At 64.5% G+C, this 15,313-nt stretch carries 14 protein-coding genes; 8 read left to right on the top strand and 6 right to left on the bottom strand.

Annotation, left to right across the window (positions count from 1 at the left end):
- Positions 1-54 precede the first annotated feature (54 nt).
- Positions 55-3,174 (top strand): carboxypeptidase regulatory-like domain-containing protein, encoded by a 3,120-nt coding sequence (locus ABIE56_RS09665; protein ID WP_429243601.1) that lies wholly within the window; start codon positions 55-57, stop codon positions 3,172-3,174.
- Positions 3,175-3,270: 96 nt separating this feature from the next.
- Here ABIE56_RS09665 and ABIE56_RS09660 read toward each other — a convergent pair whose 3' ends face one another.
- Together ABIE56_RS09660 and ABIE56_RS09655 are read right to left on the bottom strand one after the other, a co-directional pair.
- A complete protein-coding gene (locus tag ABIE56_RS09660) occupies positions 3,271-4,149 on the bottom strand; it encodes an EamA family transporter (RefSeq protein WP_429243600.1) in 879 nt (292 codons plus the stop codon).
- 156 nt (positions 4,150-4,305) lie between these two features.
- The gene (locus ABIE56_RS09655; protein ID WP_429243599.1) at positions 4,306-4,647 is read right to left on the bottom strand and encodes a DUF6249 domain-containing protein; all 342 of its coding nucleotides are present in this window, start codon (positions 4,645-4,647) and stop codon (positions 4,306-4,308) included.
- A 119-nt stretch (positions 4,648-4,766) separates the two neighbouring features.
- On the opposite strand from ABIE56_RS09655, the gene ABIE56_RS09650 reads away from it, so the two are divergent.
- Together ABIE56_RS09650 and ABIE56_RS09645 are read left to right on the top strand one after the other, a co-directional pair.
- Positions 4,767-5,336, top strand: coding sequence for an RNA polymerase sigma factor (locus ABIE56_RS09650; protein WP_429243598.1), 570 nt, complete (start codon positions 4,767-4,769; stop codon positions 5,334-5,336).
- A complete protein-coding gene (locus ABIE56_RS09645; protein WP_429243597.1) occupies positions 5,333-5,707 on the top strand; it encodes a hypothetical protein in 375 nt (124 codons plus the stop codon). The genes ABIE56_RS09650 and ABIE56_RS09645 overlap by 4 nt, the downstream gene beginning before the upstream one ends.
- A gap of 3 nt (positions 5,708-5,710) precedes the next feature.
- On the opposite strand, the gene ABIE56_RS09640 is transcribed toward ABIE56_RS09645, so the two are convergent.
- Positions 5,711-6,496: an AMP nucleosidase gene (locus ABIE56_RS09640; protein WP_247432323.1), complete on the bottom strand. Its 786-nt coding sequence runs from the start codon at positions 6,494-6,496 to the stop codon at positions 5,711-5,713.
- Positions 6,497-6,698: 202 nt separating this feature from the next.
- Between ABIE56_RS09640 and ABIE56_RS09635 the strand changes: the two genes are divergently transcribed.
- Both ABIE56_RS09635 and ABIE56_RS09630 read left to right on the top strand, forming a co-directional pair.
- Complete coding sequence (locus ABIE56_RS09635) at positions 6,699-7,643, top strand: DegV family protein (protein ID WP_429243596.1); 945 nt, start codon at positions 6,699-6,701, stop codon at positions 7,641-7,643.
- 230 nt (positions 7,644-7,873) lie between these two features.
- Positions 7,874-8,371 carry a DUF4124 domain-containing protein gene (locus ABIE56_RS09630; RefSeq protein WP_429243595.1) on the top strand — a complete coding sequence of 166 codons (498 nt, stop codon included), beginning with the start codon at positions 7,874-7,876 and terminating at the stop codon, positions 8,369-8,371.
- Here ABIE56_RS09630 and ABIE56_RS09625 read toward each other — a convergent pair whose 3' ends face one another.
- Entirely contained in the window at positions 8,372-9,154 is a 783-nt protein-coding gene (locus ABIE56_RS09625) for an SDR family oxidoreductase (protein WP_429243594.1), read from the bottom strand. It abuts the gene before it with no gap.
- A gap of 44 nt (positions 9,155-9,198) precedes the next feature.
- On the opposite strand from ABIE56_RS09625, the gene ABIE56_RS09620 reads away from it, so the two are divergent.
- Both ABIE56_RS09620 and ABIE56_RS09615 read left to right on the top strand, forming a co-directional pair.
- Positions 9,199-9,999 carry an ABC transporter ATP-binding protein gene (locus tag ABIE56_RS09620; RefSeq protein WP_429243593.1) on the top strand — a complete coding sequence of 267 codons (801 nt, stop codon included), beginning with the start codon at positions 9,199-9,201 and terminating at the stop codon, positions 9,997-9,999.
- A gap of 47 nt (positions 10,000-10,046) precedes the next feature.
- Positions 10,047-10,262: a hypothetical protein gene (locus ABIE56_RS09615; protein WP_429243592.1), complete on the top strand. Its 216-nt coding sequence runs from the start codon at positions 10,047-10,049 to the stop codon at positions 10,260-10,262.
- A 118-nt stretch (positions 10,263-10,380) separates the two neighbouring features.
- Here ABIE56_RS09615 and sppA read toward each other — a convergent pair whose 3' ends face one another.
- A complete protein-coding gene (sppA, locus tag ABIE56_RS09610; RefSeq protein WP_429243591.1) occupies positions 10,381-12,306 on the bottom strand; it encodes a signal peptide peptidase SppA in 1,926 nt (641 codons plus the stop codon).
- A gap of 52 nt (positions 12,307-12,358) precedes the next feature.
- Positions 12,359-13,744, bottom strand: a complete 1,386-nt coding sequence (locus ABIE56_RS09605; RefSeq protein ID WP_429243590.1) for an MATE family efflux transporter — start codon at positions 13,742-13,744, stop codon at positions 12,359-12,361.
- Between the two features lie 89 nt (positions 13,745-13,833).
- On the opposite strand from ABIE56_RS09605, the gene ABIE56_RS09600 reads away from it, so the two are divergent.
- On the top strand, positions 13,834-14,997 hold the full coding sequence (locus tag ABIE56_RS09600; RefSeq protein ID WP_429243589.1) for a DUF3667 domain-containing protein: 1,164 nt from the start codon (positions 13,834-13,836) through the stop codon (positions 14,995-14,997).
- Positions 14,998-15,313 lie beyond the last annotated feature (316 nt).

Raw genomic sequence — 15,313 nt, 5'->3', positions numbered from 1 at the left:
CCGCCAAGGTTCGCGGCCGGCTTGCACGATTTGGCCAAGGGCCGGGGAGAAAGAATGAATACGCGTTTCATCAACAGCCAGCCAGGGCGGCGCACGCTCGCGCTCGCCGTCGCGATTGGCCTGGGCTTTGTCAGCACGGCGACGCTCGCCCAGAGCACGGCAGGTAGCATCTTTGGTACCGGCCAACCGGGTACCACGGTGACCGCCACGAACGCAGGCAGCGGCGTGAGCCGCTCGGCCACTATCGGGAACGATGGCCGCTTCAACATCGTTTCGCTGCTACCAGGTAGCTACAAGGTGACAACGAGTGACGGGAGCACCGCGCCGACATCGCGCGATGTCACGGTCGTCGCTGGCCAGGGCTTCAACGTCAACCTTGCCGCAGCGCCCACGACCGCTGGTAACGCCGAAGACCTTTCGGCTGTGTCGGTGACGGCGAACGCACTACCGCCCATCGACGTCGCCTCCGCGCAAACCAGCACAGTCATGACGGCTGCGCAGATCAAGCAACTGCCCCTCGCACGCAACCAGACCGCCGTGGCCCTGCTTGCTCCCGGCGCAACGAAGGGTGATAGCGCGTTCGGCAACCTGGCGTCATTCAGCGGCGCCTCCGTCGCCGAGAACAGCTACTACGTCAACGGCTTCAACGTCACCAACTTTTTCCAGAGCCTGACCTACTCCCAGGTGCCTTTCGAAGCGATCGATTCGGAGGATATCCAGGACGGTGGTTACGGTGCGCAGTATGGCAACTCAACCGGTGGCGTGATCTCGGTGAATACCAAGCGCGGCACGAACACGTGGCAAGGTGGTATCGATTTCACCTGGAATCCGTACCAGCTCCAGGCGAACCAGCCCAACATCTACCTGCAGAATGGCGCGTTGTTGCAGAACAACCGCCATAACAGCAACTACCTTGTCGGTAACAACCAGTCCGGCAATGCCACGGACTTTGGCCAGCGCTGGAACGCGTGGCTCGGTGGCCCGCTGATCAAGGACAAGCTCTTTATGTTCGCGCTGGTCGGTGGCACGCGTACCGCCGATGAGCACTACGGCGACACCACCGGTGGCGGTAGCTTCAACAAGACCACCATCAAGGATCCACGCTACCTGGTGAAGCTGGACTGGAATATCAACGAGAGCAACATCCTCGAGTACACCGGCTTCAGCGACAGCACCACCCAGCAGCAGAGCATCTACGGCTACGACTACGACGACAACGGCCAGCCGCATCGTAGCGACTACCTGGGCCAGGTGTACGACAAGACGGGTGGCATGACCAACATCCTGAAGTACACCAGCTACATCACGGACGACTTCACGGTCACTGCGCAGTACGGCAAGAGCGTCAACAAGCGAGTCAACACCGCGACAGCCGCTGACGGTACGGTGGAGTCGTACGACGGCAATATTTTCGACGCCGCCAACTCTCCGGGCTGCCCGGCCATTACCGATTCGCGCACGCCGGTCACGAACGGCGCTGTCGGCTACCCGCACTGCTCATTCACCCCTACCGGCTCACTGGATACGCCGAACGGTGAAGACCGGCGCGAAGCGGGCCGTATCGACTTCGAATACCACCTGGGCGACCACGAACTTAAAGCGGGCTGGGCGCGCGATCACTTCAAGACTGATACCGGCACCGCCTATGAGGGCGGTGCGCTCTACCAGTACAGCTCGATTCCCGCTGACATCCTCGGCCACGAGCCCGGCCTGGATCCGGCAGATAGCGTCGTCAAGCAGACCGTATTCGCGACCGGCGCCAAGGTCGGCATCACCCAGAAGTCCTACTACCTGGAAGACAACTGGCACGTCACCGATAACTTCATGGCGCGCATCGGCGTACGTAACGATGGCTTCGAGAACACCAACAGCCTCGGCCAGACCTATGTAAAGCAGGTGCACAGCTGGCAGCCGCGCCTGGGCTTCTCGTGGGATGTACACGGTGACTCCACGCTCAAGATCTATGGCAGCGCGGGCGACTACTCGTTGCCGCTGGATGGCAACGTGGCACTGCGCGGTGCATCCGCCTCGCTGTACCAGATTAAGTACTTCAGCTACACCGGCGTGGACCCGATCACCGGTGCGCCGATCGGCCTGGGTGCGCTTCCCGATGCCTACGCGGCCGCGTTCCCGGCACGCACCGGTACCACCTACGCCAACGGCGAAGCCGGCCAGGTACCCAACCCGTCAGCCGTGGCTACGCAGGACCTCAAGCCGTTCAAGCAGCGTGAGTTCATCCTCGGCGCCCAGCAGCAGGTGGAGGACTGGACGCTTGGCGTGAAGGCCATCTACCGCAAGATCCTCACCGGCATCGACGACTCGTGCGACTTCCGCCCGATCGCCAAGGCGGCCAACGCGCAATACGGCCTGAACCTGGATACGACCAGCCTGACGCCGGAGGCGGCCAACGTGCCGGGCTGCTACATCTTCAACCCGGGCAGCGCGGTCACCCTGACCACGCCGGTGGATGCCACCGGCCAGCTTTACAAGATCCACCTCACGGGCGATGACGTGGGCGAGCCGAAGTACAAGCGTGCGTACGAGGCCCTCCAGCTCACCGCCGAGCGCAACTTCGATAACACGTGGTACCTGAAGGCGTCGTACGTGTGGTCGCACCTGCGTGGCAACTCGGAAGGCGGCGTCGATTCCAGCAACGGCCAGGCCGACACCGGCACCACCGAGCTGTTCGACTACCCGGAGATCATGGCCGGCTCCAATGGCTATCTGCCAAATGATCGTAAGCACACGCTGAAGATCTACGGCGCATGGCAGATCAACGACGAATGGCTGGTGGGCGCCAATGGCGTGTTCCAGACCGGCCGCCCCGAGAACTGCTATGGCCTGAACCCGATCGATAGCGTGGTAAACGGCGGGTACGGTTCGGGTGCCTACCTGTATTGCGATGGCATGATCGTGAAGCGTGGATCGGTGGGTCGCACACCTTCGTACTGGAACATCGATCTGAACACCTCGTACAAGCCGCAATGGGCGAAGGGCGTAACCCTCTCGGCCAGCGTCTTCAACGTGTTCAATAAACAGCACACGCTGACCATCAATGAAGTAGGCGAAGACCCGAACGGCGCGCCGCTGACTAACAGCACGTACAAGATCCCGACGAGCTTCCAGAGCCCGCGTTACGTGCAGGTCTCGGCCGAGTACGACTTCTCGCTCTAACGGTTCATTACAAGAAGACAGGGCGTGCGGCCTCTCCCAACCGCACCGCCTTGCAGATCTCCCCGGATCGCCGCCCGCTCCCACGGGCGGCTTTTTTTAGATGGTGGCTGGCTTGCGCAGCAACGGCGACACGATGAACACACCGATGCCGAGCAGGATGAGCAGGACGCCGAGCCACAACATCGGCGGGAAGCGTTCGCCAAACGCCAGCCACGATGTGGCGATGCCCGAGACTGGTACGAGCAATGACAAGGGCGCCACCGACGACGCTGGGTAGGTCTTCATCAGGAAGTTCCAGACGGCGTATCCAAAAATGGTGGTGACGTACGCCTGGAACAGCACGGAGCCCACGGCCGGCCATGTGAGCGTCGCCGGCAACGCGGTAAATACCGCGGGCCCCTTGGCAATAAGCGTGAGCACGACCAGGGCCGGTACGGCAAAGGCGCTGGTCCAGACGACGAAGGCGAGCATGTCGGGCGGCTTGAAGCGCTTCACCAGCAGGTTGCACACGCTCCAGTTCAGCGCCGCCAGCAGGATCAGCGACGTGCCCAGCACCCCGGCCGCCCCCGGCGCCGCATGAATCACGACGGCAAGCCCCGCCGTACCCAGCAGCATCCCTGCCAGTTGGGGCGCGCGTATGGGCTCACGGAATACCAAGGCGCTCAGGATCACGGTCATGAACGCGGCGAACTGCAGCACCAGCGATGAAAGGCCCGGTGACATGCCCTGCGCCATGGCGATGTTGACGACGCCCCAAAGCCCTGCGCCGAAGAACAGCCCGTAGGTAGCCATGGCGAGCAGCGGCACCCCTTGCGGGCGGCGTACGAAGAGCACCAGTGGCACCGCGGTCAATACGAAGCGCAACGTGGTGAGTACGAACGGATCGAGCGAGCCCAGACCCACCTCGATCACCGAAAAGTTGCTTCCCCATATGAGCGTTACGAGAACGCCCAGGAGGATGTGCAGCGGCCGCATGCTGTGTCCTTTCGCTGTCAACGGAATGCTAGCGTAAGGCTTGTGGAGCTCGCCGCCTACGCGGCCATTCTCAAGAAGCCGTGACTGTGGGGGCACGCTTGCGCGCGTTGGGGTTTGCCGCTAGCTCCCATCGCGCGCAAGCGCGCTCCTACAGGGTCACGCGGCGGGCAGGGTCTGCCGGCGCGAGATCGCGTAGTACACAAGGTTGCCCACGCCGGTGCACGCCACGAGCACGGCGACCACGCCCGGGTTCAATTCATCCCAGCCCTTGGCCTGGATAAAACCGAAGCCGACGGCCAGTAGGGTGAGGACGGTACCCCAGCGGAGAGCCGACTGGCGGCGCTGATTGAGTTCTTCCTCAAACCACTGCTTCTGGAGCTCACCCGTCACGCCGGCCTGGATCATCTTGTGGCGGAACCGCGCGTCCACGATCCACTTGATCACGATGGCGATGGCAAAGAACAGGCTGATGGGGATGAGGGCTTCAACGGCGTTCATGGGGGGCTCCTGTGGGGTCGGTGGTCTTGGCATCATGGATACGGGCAAGCCATGACCGGTTGCACTGCAACCAACCGCGGGGTGGGCGTATCCATGGTCCGCATGGACGATAGCGCGACATGAACGACGACCAGGCCCTGGTAGAGGCCGTGCTGGCCGATGCGCCAGGGGCGTTCGCGCGCCTGGTGCGCCAGTACCAGGGCCTGTGCTGGCATATCGTGCAGCGCATGGTGCGCCAGCCGGACGACACGGCCGAGCTGTGCCAGGAGGTGTTTCTGAAGGTGCACCGGACGCTGCACCAGTTCCGCCATGAAAGCCCGCTGCGCGCCTGGATCGGGCGGGTGGCCTACCACGTGGCGCTACGCCACCTGGAGCGCAAGCGCATCGATATCGTGGACCTGGGCGACGATGACGATGGCATGGCCTTCCTGGAAAACCTGGGCGATGGCGCGGACATGGAGGCCCGGATTACCCAGGACCAGGCCGACACCCTGCTGCACGCCGCCATCGACACCCTGCCGCCGGTCCAGCGCACGGTGCTGACCCTCTACCATCTGGACGAACTGTCCATCGCCGAGATCGCCCAGGTGACGGGCATGGCGACCGGCACGATCAAGAGCCACCTGTTCCGGGCCCGCCTGCGCCTGCGCGGCGAACTGGAACCGAGCATGGGAGTAACCCCGGTATGAAAGACATCGATTTCCGCAGCCACCCTGCCGCCGAGCGCGAATGGCAGGCCCAGGAGGACGAGGCTGGCCCTTACGCCGCCGTGGGCCGCGCTGCACGAGAAGCCATGGAGCCTGCCCTGCCGGCCGATTTCGCCGAGCGGGTGGCGACGCTGGCCCAGGCGCAATCGCGTGCCCTGCGCCAGCCAGCACGGTTGGAGGCCTGGCTGATCGGCAGCCTGCTTGCCACCATGATCGGTGGCGCGGTGGCGTTCCTGGCTACCGATGCCCATGCGCTCGATAGCATGCGCCAGCCCTTGTTGCTCGTGCTGGCAGGTTGCGTGGCCCTCACCCAGGGGCTGGCCTGGCTGCGCCCCACCGGCCGGCGGGGTTAACCCTTATTCGTTCTCGCCCTCGAAACGCAGGTGTTTCACACTGCGGCCGTGGCGGCGCACCAGCTTCAGGGCTTCCACGCCCACCTTGATGTGCTTCTCCACGAAGTTGGCCGTCACCGTGGCATCACTTGCCTCGGTCTTGACGCCCTCGGGGATCATGGGCTGGTCGGAGACGAGCAGCAGCGCGCCACAGGGAATGTGGTTGGCGAAGCCCGCCGCGAAGATCGTGGCCGTTTCCATATCGATGGCCATGCTGCGCGTGCGGCGCAGGTGCTCCTTGAACGCCTCGTCGTGTTCCCACACCCGGCGGTTCGTGGTGAACACCGTACCTGTCCAGTAGTCGTGGCCCAGGTCGCGGATCATGGTGGAGACGGCGCGCTGGAGCTGGAACGCAGGCAGCGCCGGCACTTCCGGCATCAGGTAGTCGTTCGACGTGCCTTCGCCACGAATGGCCGCAATCGGCAGGATCAGGTCGCCAATGGCGTTCTTGCGCTTGAGGCCACCGCACTTGCCCAGGAACAGCGCCGCCTTGGGTTCGATGGCACTGAGCAGGTCCATGACCGTGGCGGCATTGGGGCTACCCATGCCGAAGTTGATCAGGGTGATGCCATCGGCCGTGGCGTTGGGCATGGGCCGGTCGCGGCCACGCACTTCCACGCCGTTTTCCTGGGCGAAACGCTCGACGTAATGGCCGAAGTTGGTGAGCAGGATGTGCTCGCCGAAGCCTTCCAGCGGCGTACCCGTGTAGCGGGGCAGCCAGTTGGAGACAATTTCATTCTTGGTTTTCATGGGGAACCCGGTGCGGATGCGCCGGCGAAGGGCGTGGCCTGTCAGGCCTGGCCGGCGCGGTTACCGGCGACGCCACGCCGGCAAGATGCCAAATTCATTCGGGCAAGTGTAGCATCCGGCGCAGCGGGGTGGGCAGGGCGCAATGGGTGCGCCGGACGCCGCCGGGCCTGGCCAAGGCCCAACTGGAATGGGGGTAGACCCGATGCGGATCGGTGTGGCAATTGATGCGGCGGTCGACGTGCCGCAGGACTTCGTCGAACGTAACGGCATCGCGGTGATGCCCATCACCGTGAAGGTGGATAACCACAAGTTCAAGGATGACCGCGACCCGGCGGAGATCCAGCGCTTCCGCGACCAGAAGCTCGGCAGCCGCAGCCATTCGGCCGAGACCGAAGCCAGCAGCGTGGAGGATGTGCAGAGCCTGTTCCTCGATCGGCTGGTCAAGGACTACGACTGCGTCGTCTGCCTCACCATCATGGCCACGCGCAGCCCCATCCACGACAACGTGATCAAGGCAAGCTTCTCCATCCTGAAGAACTACCGCCCCATCCGCGAAGCCGCGGGCATCAGCGGCCCGTTCCTTATGCGTGTCGTGGATACGCGCAACATCTTCGCCGGCGCGGCGCCCGCCGTGGCCGAGGCGGTGCGTATGATCCAGGCGGGCAAGTCGCCGGCCGAGGTGCGCGAGCGCGCGGCGCACATCGCCGATTGCTCGTATGGCTATATGTTGCCGCGCGACCTGAACTACCTGCGCTCGCGTGCGCGCAGCAAGGGCGATCGCAGCGTGAGCTTCCTCAGCTCCATGCTCGGCACCGCACTCGATATCAAGCCGATCCTGCGCGGCTACCGTGGCGAAACCGGGCCGGTGGGCAAGGTGCGTGGCTTTGAGCATGGCGCGCAGGTGTTGTTCGAATATGCCTCCAAGCGCGTACAGGCCGGCCTGCTCGTGCCGTCGCTCACGCTGAGCTACGGCGGCGACCTGGACGAGATGCGCAGCCTCCCGGGCTACACCTCGCTGGTGCGTCACTGCGGCGATGCGGGCGTGGAAATGCTCGAAACCCCGATGAGCATCACCGGCATGGTCAACGTTGGCGAAGGCGCCATGACCCTCGGCTTCGCCTCCGAAGAGCACGTCGCCGACTTCTGACCGTGCCCAGGACCCGCCACGCCCATCACGACGCAACGCGCCCCTGTAGGAGCGCGCTTGCGCGCGATATCGTCTTGCGAGGCGCACGAGCGCTTTTCCCGCTCGTCGCCGCGCTGGCACTCGGGACGTTCGCGCGATCCACGCCTGCCGAAACCGTCTACAAATGCACCACCAGCGGCCAGACGAGCTATCAGCAAACCCCGTGCGCTAAATCGCAACACCAGGAACAATTGCAACTTCCGGACTCGGCACCCGCCGACGGCCGCGTCGCCCCGATGCCCACGCCACCCGCCGATGGCGTCTTCGTGGACGAAACGCCGCCACCGCAGCCACCACGACCGCTACCTACCCTATACCTGTGCGTGCGCGCCACCGATGGCAAGACGTACACGAGCAGCAACGGCCATCCCGATGCCTATGCAGCGCCACTAGGCGTGCTTGGCGCCGTCGATAACGGCCTGGCGAACACGTACGGCAGCCGCAACGCGGCTGTCTCGTCGTTCCCCGAACTCAACCGCGGCAAGGGCAACGCCGCGGCCATCGCGAACAGCAACTACGTTTGGGTGCAAGACCAGTGCCGCCCCATGTCCCCGGCAGAAACCTGCCAGGCACTGCGCGACCAGAACGATGCGAACCAGAAAGCCATCCGCAATGCGTTCAAGAGCGAACGTGGGCCGTTGGATGCCAAGGATGCGGAACTGCATTCACAGTTGCAGGGTTGCAGCTGATCAGAAGCCGTAACGCAGAAACCCGCCATCCACGCCAACGACTTCGCCAGTGACATAACTGGACGCCGGCAAGCACAGGAACGCGACCGCGCCCGCCACTTCCTCGGGTTCGCCGATGCGTCCCATAGGCGTGTGATCGAGCACTTCATCAAGGTATTCTGCATCGGCCAGCGCAGGATCGGTGCGCTGCGTGCGGATGTACCACGGCGCCACCGCGTTCACGCGGATGCCGTCCTCGCCCCATTCGCAGGCAAGGTTGCGGGTGAGCTGGTGGATGGCGGCCTTGGTCATGCCGTACGGCGAACCGGTGCGCACGTGGCGGATGCCCGACACCGAACCCACGTTCACGATGGCCGAGTGCGTGTGTTCTACCAGGTGCGGATGCGCCAGCCGGCACATCTCGAAGGCAGAGAACACATTGAGCTCGAAGATGCTGCGGTACTCCTCCGGGGTGTACGCCAGCGTGGACTTCACGATGTTGCCGCCCACGTTGTTGACCAACACCGAGAGTTCGATCTCCAGGTCATTGACCCAGTCGAATACCGCCAGGCGATCCTCATGCTCGGTGAGGTCGGCGGTCATCGCCAGGATCTCGACCTCGGGGCATTCCTCGGCAAGTTCCTGGGCGGCCTCTTCCAGCGCGGCCTCATCGCGCGCCACCATGAGCACGTCGGCGCCAAGCACCGCCAGTTCACGGGCGCAGGCATAACCAATGCCCTTGCTGGCACCGGTCACCAGGGCCGTACGGCCATCGAGCCGCCAGGCGGCCAGTCGTGGATGCATCTGATAGTCCTCCATGGGGCTGATCGTACCGTATGCTCGGGAGCATGGATGCCACGACACCCCTGCTCTCCATCGATCGCGCCACTGTCCTGCGGGATGGCCGCGCCCTCCTCGATCGTCTCTCGCTGGATATCGCGCAAGGCCAGCACACTGCGATCCTTGGGCCCAATGGCTCGGGCAAATCCACGCTGGTCAAACTGGTGGAGCGGCGCCTCTACCCGCTTGTGCACGATGACGGCTCGCCGGTGGTACGCATCTTTGGCCGTGACCGCTGGAACGTGGCTGAACTGCGCAGCTTGCTCGGCGTGGTCTCGTCGGATCTGCGCCGCGAGTTCGAGGCAACGCACGAGCGGGCGATCGATACTGTGCTATCGGGGTTCTTCGCCTCGATGACCCTGGGCCTGGACCACGTGGTGGACGAGAGCATGCGTCTTCGCGCCATGGCGGCCCTTGAACGGGTGGGTGCGACCCACCTGGCAAAGCGCGACGTATCCACCCTCTCGACGGGCGAGGCCCGCCGCGTGCTTATCGCCAGGGCGCTCGTGCACCAGCCGCGCGCCGTGTTGCTGGACGAGCCGTGCGCAGGCCTGGATCCCGGTACGCGTCGGCGCTTCCTCGACCTGCTGCGCCAGCTCGCCCGGGAGGGCACGACGCTGCTGTTGGTCACCCACCATGTGGAGGAGATCGTGCCGGAGATCGGCCATGTGGTGATGCTGCGCGATGGCGCGCTGCATGCCCAGGGGCCAAAGGACGAGCTATTGGCCGACACGCACCTTTCAACGCTGTTCGACTGGAACATGGAAGTGGCGCAAGTCGACGGTTTTTATGATGCGCGATTGCGCTAACCGGCGTGCCGCCCGAGACTCACGCCCCTGCCGCCTGGAGATCACCCATGATCCGCAAAGCCCTGCCGCTCGCCCTGCTGGCCCTGTGTTCCGCATGCTCCAAGCCACCCCCGCCCGAGCAGAAGCCGCCGGAACCGCAGGCGCGTGTCGAAACGCCGTGGGATAGCCTCGAGGCACAGAAGAAGAAGGCGCAGGACGTGCAGAAGGTGGTGGATAAACAGGCCGCGGATCAGCAGAAAGCTGTTGAGGCGCAGACGCAGTGAGTCGCGTCACCGCGCTGTAGGCTTTTCGCGCGCGAGCGCGCTCCTACAGGGAGCGCGCTACGTATCCGCGGTTGTAGGAGCGTGCTTGCACGCGATCCATGTTTACAGAATCGCTGCGTTACCGCGGCGAACAGAAGCAATAAGCGTAAACGTGCGGCTTGCCGGCCTCGGCCGTGCGGAACAGCACAAACTCCGGCGCCAGCTTCGGCAGTTCGGCCACCCACGACGGGAGCTGGAAGCCCCACGACACGGCGACACGCGCCTCGGTGCTGTCGCCGACGCTGGTAAGGAACCGCTCAAACGCGCCCATCGGCTTTTCGGCGTAACGTACGTTGTAATCCTTGCCCAGGCCGGCCTGCTGCGCGGCATCGCGCACGGCATCATCCAGGCTGCCAAGGCGATCGACCAGGCCCCGCTGCACGGCCTGCTCACCCGTCCATACGCGGCCCTGCGCGATGGTATCGATCGCCGCGAAATCCTTGCCGCGCGCACGCGCCACGCCGCCGACGAAATCGCGGTAGCCCTTGTCGATGATGCTCTGGATCAGGATGCCGACCTTCGGGTCGAGCGGGCGGGTCATGTCGAACGCGCCGGCCAGCGGGCTGGTACCCACGCCATCGCTCTTCACGCCGAGCTTGGCCAGCGTATCGGGCACGGTGAAGAACATGCCGAAGATGCCGATCGAACCGGTGATGGTGTTCGGCTCGGCATAGATCCGGTTGGCGTTCATCGAGATCCAGTAACCGCCGCTGGCGGCAACATCACCCATGGAGACGACGACCGGGATACCTGCCTCGCGAGTGAGCTCCACTTCGCGGCGGATCTGTTCGGCGGCGTACACCTCGCCACCGGGCGAGTTCACACGCAGTACGAGCGCGCGCGTGCGGCGATCCTGGCGAACGCTGCGGATGAGCGCCGCGGTGGAATCGCCACCGATGGTGCCCTGCGCCTGCTTGCCGCCCGTAATCTCGCCTTCGGCCACCACCACGGCGACGCCGGGCGAGGTCTGCAACATGTCGACGGTCGTCAGCCCGCGATCGGCGAGGTACGTCCCCAGGTCGACGTTACGGAAACCCGTGTCCTTCCGACCGGCCGGCACGCCTTCCTTGCGGAACATCTGCACGATGTCCTGATCGGTGGCAATGCCGTCGGCAAGTTTTTCATCGACTGCCAGCTGGGCCAGGCTGCCCTTCGCGTCGCGGACGCGCTCGGCAAGGCCATCCACATCGGCGCGGAGTTCAGCCGGATCGATATGGCGGGCCTTCGCCACCTCATTGATCCACGTGGTCCACAAACCACCCAGCCAATAGCCGTCGGCCTCCTTCGATTCCGGCGACGCGTGGTCAAGGATGAAGGGCTCCGCGGCGCTCTTGAACTGGCCCACGCGGAACAGGTGCACCTGCACCCCCAGCTTGTCCAGCAGGTCCTTGTAGAACAGGCGGTAGTTCGCGAGCCCGGTGGCGATCACGCCACCTTGCGGATCCACGTAAATCTTGTCGGCATGCGCGGCCAGGTAATACTGGCCCTGCTCGAGATTCGCTCCCCACGCGATCACCGGCTTGCCAGCGGCGCGGAAGCGGTCCAGTGCACCGCCCACTTCGCGCAGCGCGGCGAAGCCGCCGGCCTGGAGCTTGTCGGTGCGCAGCAGGATCCGGCTGATGCGGTCGTCCTTGGCCGCGGCATCGATCGCGCGGACCAGGTCACGCACCTGCACCTGCTTCACGCCATCGCCTGAAAGGCGTGAAAACGCGCGCGACGCCGGGTCGGCACTGTACTGCTCGACCAGGGCGCCATCGGGCGCCAGCACCAGCACCGTCTTGTCATCAATTTTGTCGGCGCGGTTACCGACGAAGACCAGCAGGAAGAAGATGCCGAGGAAGCCGAAGAAGATGACGTTCAGCACGACGAGCCGCGTGATGTTCAGGCCACGACCCAGCCCGCGCAGGAACCGGCCGAAGCCGTTGCGACGGGGCGGGGGAACCGGCGGCACGGGCGACGGACGTCCGGGCAGGGGCGGCGGCGTGGTGTTCAGCGGATCCGACATCGTGGGCTTTCCTTACGAGTTACGCGCAGCGTAGCGCGTTGCCCCGTCGGCATCACGTGTGGAATGGCACGGGGGTGCTCCCGGCGTCCTCGGGCCAGTTGGCGTGGCCGCTGATACGCCAGAACCTTGCGAACAGCACCACGGCGGCCACGCTCAGGCCAGCGACCAGTCCCATCCACATCCCCCGCGCGCCCAGGTCGTGCTGGAAGGCCAGGTACCAGCCCACCGGCATGCCCACCATCCAGTACGCGAACATGGTGAGGCCCATGGGCACGCGGGTGTCCTTGAGGCCACGCAGGGCGCCGTTGGAGGCCACCTGGATGCCGTCGGCGAACTGGAAGACGCCCGCCAGCAACATGAGCTGGGCCGCCGTGGCGACCACCGCGGCATCGTTGGTGTACAGGCTCGCGATGGGCCCCGGCAGCAGGATCATGATGCCGGACGAGAACAGCTGGGTAACCAGCACCAGTGCCAGCCCGGAGAGACCGGCGTAGCGCACACCCTGGGCATCACGACGGCCCGCCGCGTTGCCGACGCGAACCGTGATCGCCATCGAGACGCCGAGCGGCACCATGAAGGCGACCTGGGCCACGTTGAGCGCCACGTGATGCGCGGCGGAGACGGTTTCGCCAAGGCGGCCAATCAGCAGCGCCACGGCGACGAACAGCCCCGCCTCCATCAACAACGTCACGGCCATGGGCAGGCCGATGTGCAGTAACTGGCGGATCTTCGCCCAATCCGGTGGCGCCATGCGGCTGCGCAGGTTCAGGTCGCGGTAGTTGCGGTGCAGGAGCACATACGTGGCAAAGCCGAGCATCTCCAGCCAAAGGACCGTTGCCGTGGCGATGCCGCTGCCGCGCGCGCCCATGGCCGGCAAGCCAAGCTTTCCGTACATGAGCACGTAACCCAGGGGCGCAAGCACCACCGTGCCGCCCAGGCTGAAATACAGCGATGGCTTGGGCATGGAAAGGCCATCGGACAGGCCGCGCAGGGTGAAGTACACCGTAAGCGCGGGCGCGGCGAAAGCGATGGCATGCAGGAACGCGGTCACATCGGCGCGCATGGATTCCACCACGTGGAACAGCCCCATGAGCGGCGATGCGTGCCACACCGCCACGCCCAGCACGAGGCCAAGTACCAGGGCGATGTACAACGCCTGGTGGAACACCGCGCCAACTTCGTTCCGCCGGTTCGCGCCATCGAGCTGCGCCACCGTCGGCGGCACGGCCATCATGGTGCCGATGCCGGCCACGATCGCCAGCACCCAGATGTTCACGCCCGTGACCACCGAGGCCTGGGTATGCGCCCCTTGATGCCCGGCCAGCACCGCGTCGACCACGTTTGGGCCAACGGAAGAAAGCTGCGCGGCGATGATCGGCAGGGCCAGCCGGGTGGTGGCGCCGATCTCGCGGCGCGCGCGGGCGCGGTCGAGGGGCATGGGGAATCTGTTCGAGGGGGCCGCCCATTGTACCCGGGGCCATGCCATCATCCGCACCCGGAAGGGGATAAAACGGGGATACCAGCGGAATGAACGAACTCAAGCCGTCTCCCGCGCTGCTGTGCGCGAACTGCGAAGCCGTGCTGCAGGGCGAGTTCTGCCACGCATGCGGCCAATCGGTGCATAGCGTGCTGCGCCCGGTCTCGCACATGCTGGAAGACGCCGGCGACATCTTCTTCCATATGGATGAGCGCATCGTTCACACGGTGCCGCCGCTCTATACCAAGCCGGGCTTCCTCACCCTGGAATACTTTGCCGGCCGCCGGGTGCGCTATATCGCGCCGTTCCGGCTCATGTTCGTGTTTTGCCTGCTGTCGTTCTTCTTCATGCACGTGGCGATCAACGGCCTGAAGTTCGGCGAGGCCGAAGGCGGGGATACCGATTCACTGGGCCAGTTCACGCATGCCGCCACCGCCGATGACGTGCACGAGATGTACCGCAAGGAGGTCCGCTCGCTGCTCGCAACGCAGGAAGACCCGAACGTGCCGGCCATTGCGAAGGGCGGCCTTTCCATGATGCAGGGCATGGTCCGGGATGCCGCCAACAAGCGCCTGGCGCAGTTGAACGCCCCCGCCATTGCCCCACCCGGCAGCGGCGACGAGGACGACGTGCAGCTGAAACGGGTACACATGCTGAGTAACGAATCGGGCGACATGCGTTTCAACATCGCCTGGGTGCCTGATGCGGTGAACACCCGCCTGAACGCCGGACTGGACCGGCTCAAGGCCAACCTGGTCCAGGCCTCCAACCCGGGGCCGCAAAAGAAAGAGGCCATCCAGCGCATCGTAGAGGGCATCTTCGGCGTGCTGCCGCAGACCATGTTCATCATGGTCCCGGTGTTCGCGCTGATCCTGAAGGTGTTCTACGTGTTCCGCCGGCGCCTGTATGTGGAGCACCTGATCGTGGCCCTGCACAGCCACGCGTTCCTGTTCCTCGCGCTCATGCTGCTCACCCTGCTGGGCTTTGCCCGGGGGGCTATCGCCCCGCACTTCGCGCCGGCCGGCACGCTGATCCGCGTGGTCGAGGTGGCAATGTGGATCTGGATGCCCATCTACCTGCTGCTCATGCAGAAGCGGGTTTACCGGCAGGGATGGGGAATGACTATCCTTAAGTATTGGTTGATAGGCAGTGTCTATTTCTGGCTGCTCGGTTTCGCCCTGACCATTGCCGTGATCATCGGTATTTCCCACTAGGATTTTTTCCTACGTAGCAAGTGGTTGTACACAGGCAGCGAGGTCCCTTCGCCTTTGTCAAGGTTTCGCGGACATCTGGTGAACCCTTATCGCATCGCATTTTTAACTCGTTGATTTCATGCTATATTTCAGCTTGGTTAAAATGTGTTCAAGGTGACCGGCACGGCCTAACCAAGCGGCTGGAGGCCCTCCATCCGAGTCTCATCCACAGACTTATCCACAGCACTTGTGGATAACCCGGAAAGGGTCCCGAGGACGGGCACTTAGCCCAGATTCCTCCCGCCTGACACGTCATTGCCATCCAAGCCCTCGCCAC

Source organism: Luteibacter sp. 621 (assembly GCF_050435445.1).
GTDB lineage: Bacteria > Pseudomonadota > Gammaproteobacteria > Xanthomonadales > Rhodanobacteraceae > Luteibacter.
Note: the sequence above shows the minus strand (reverse complement) of the source record. Positions and strands in the feature narration are given on the sequence as shown.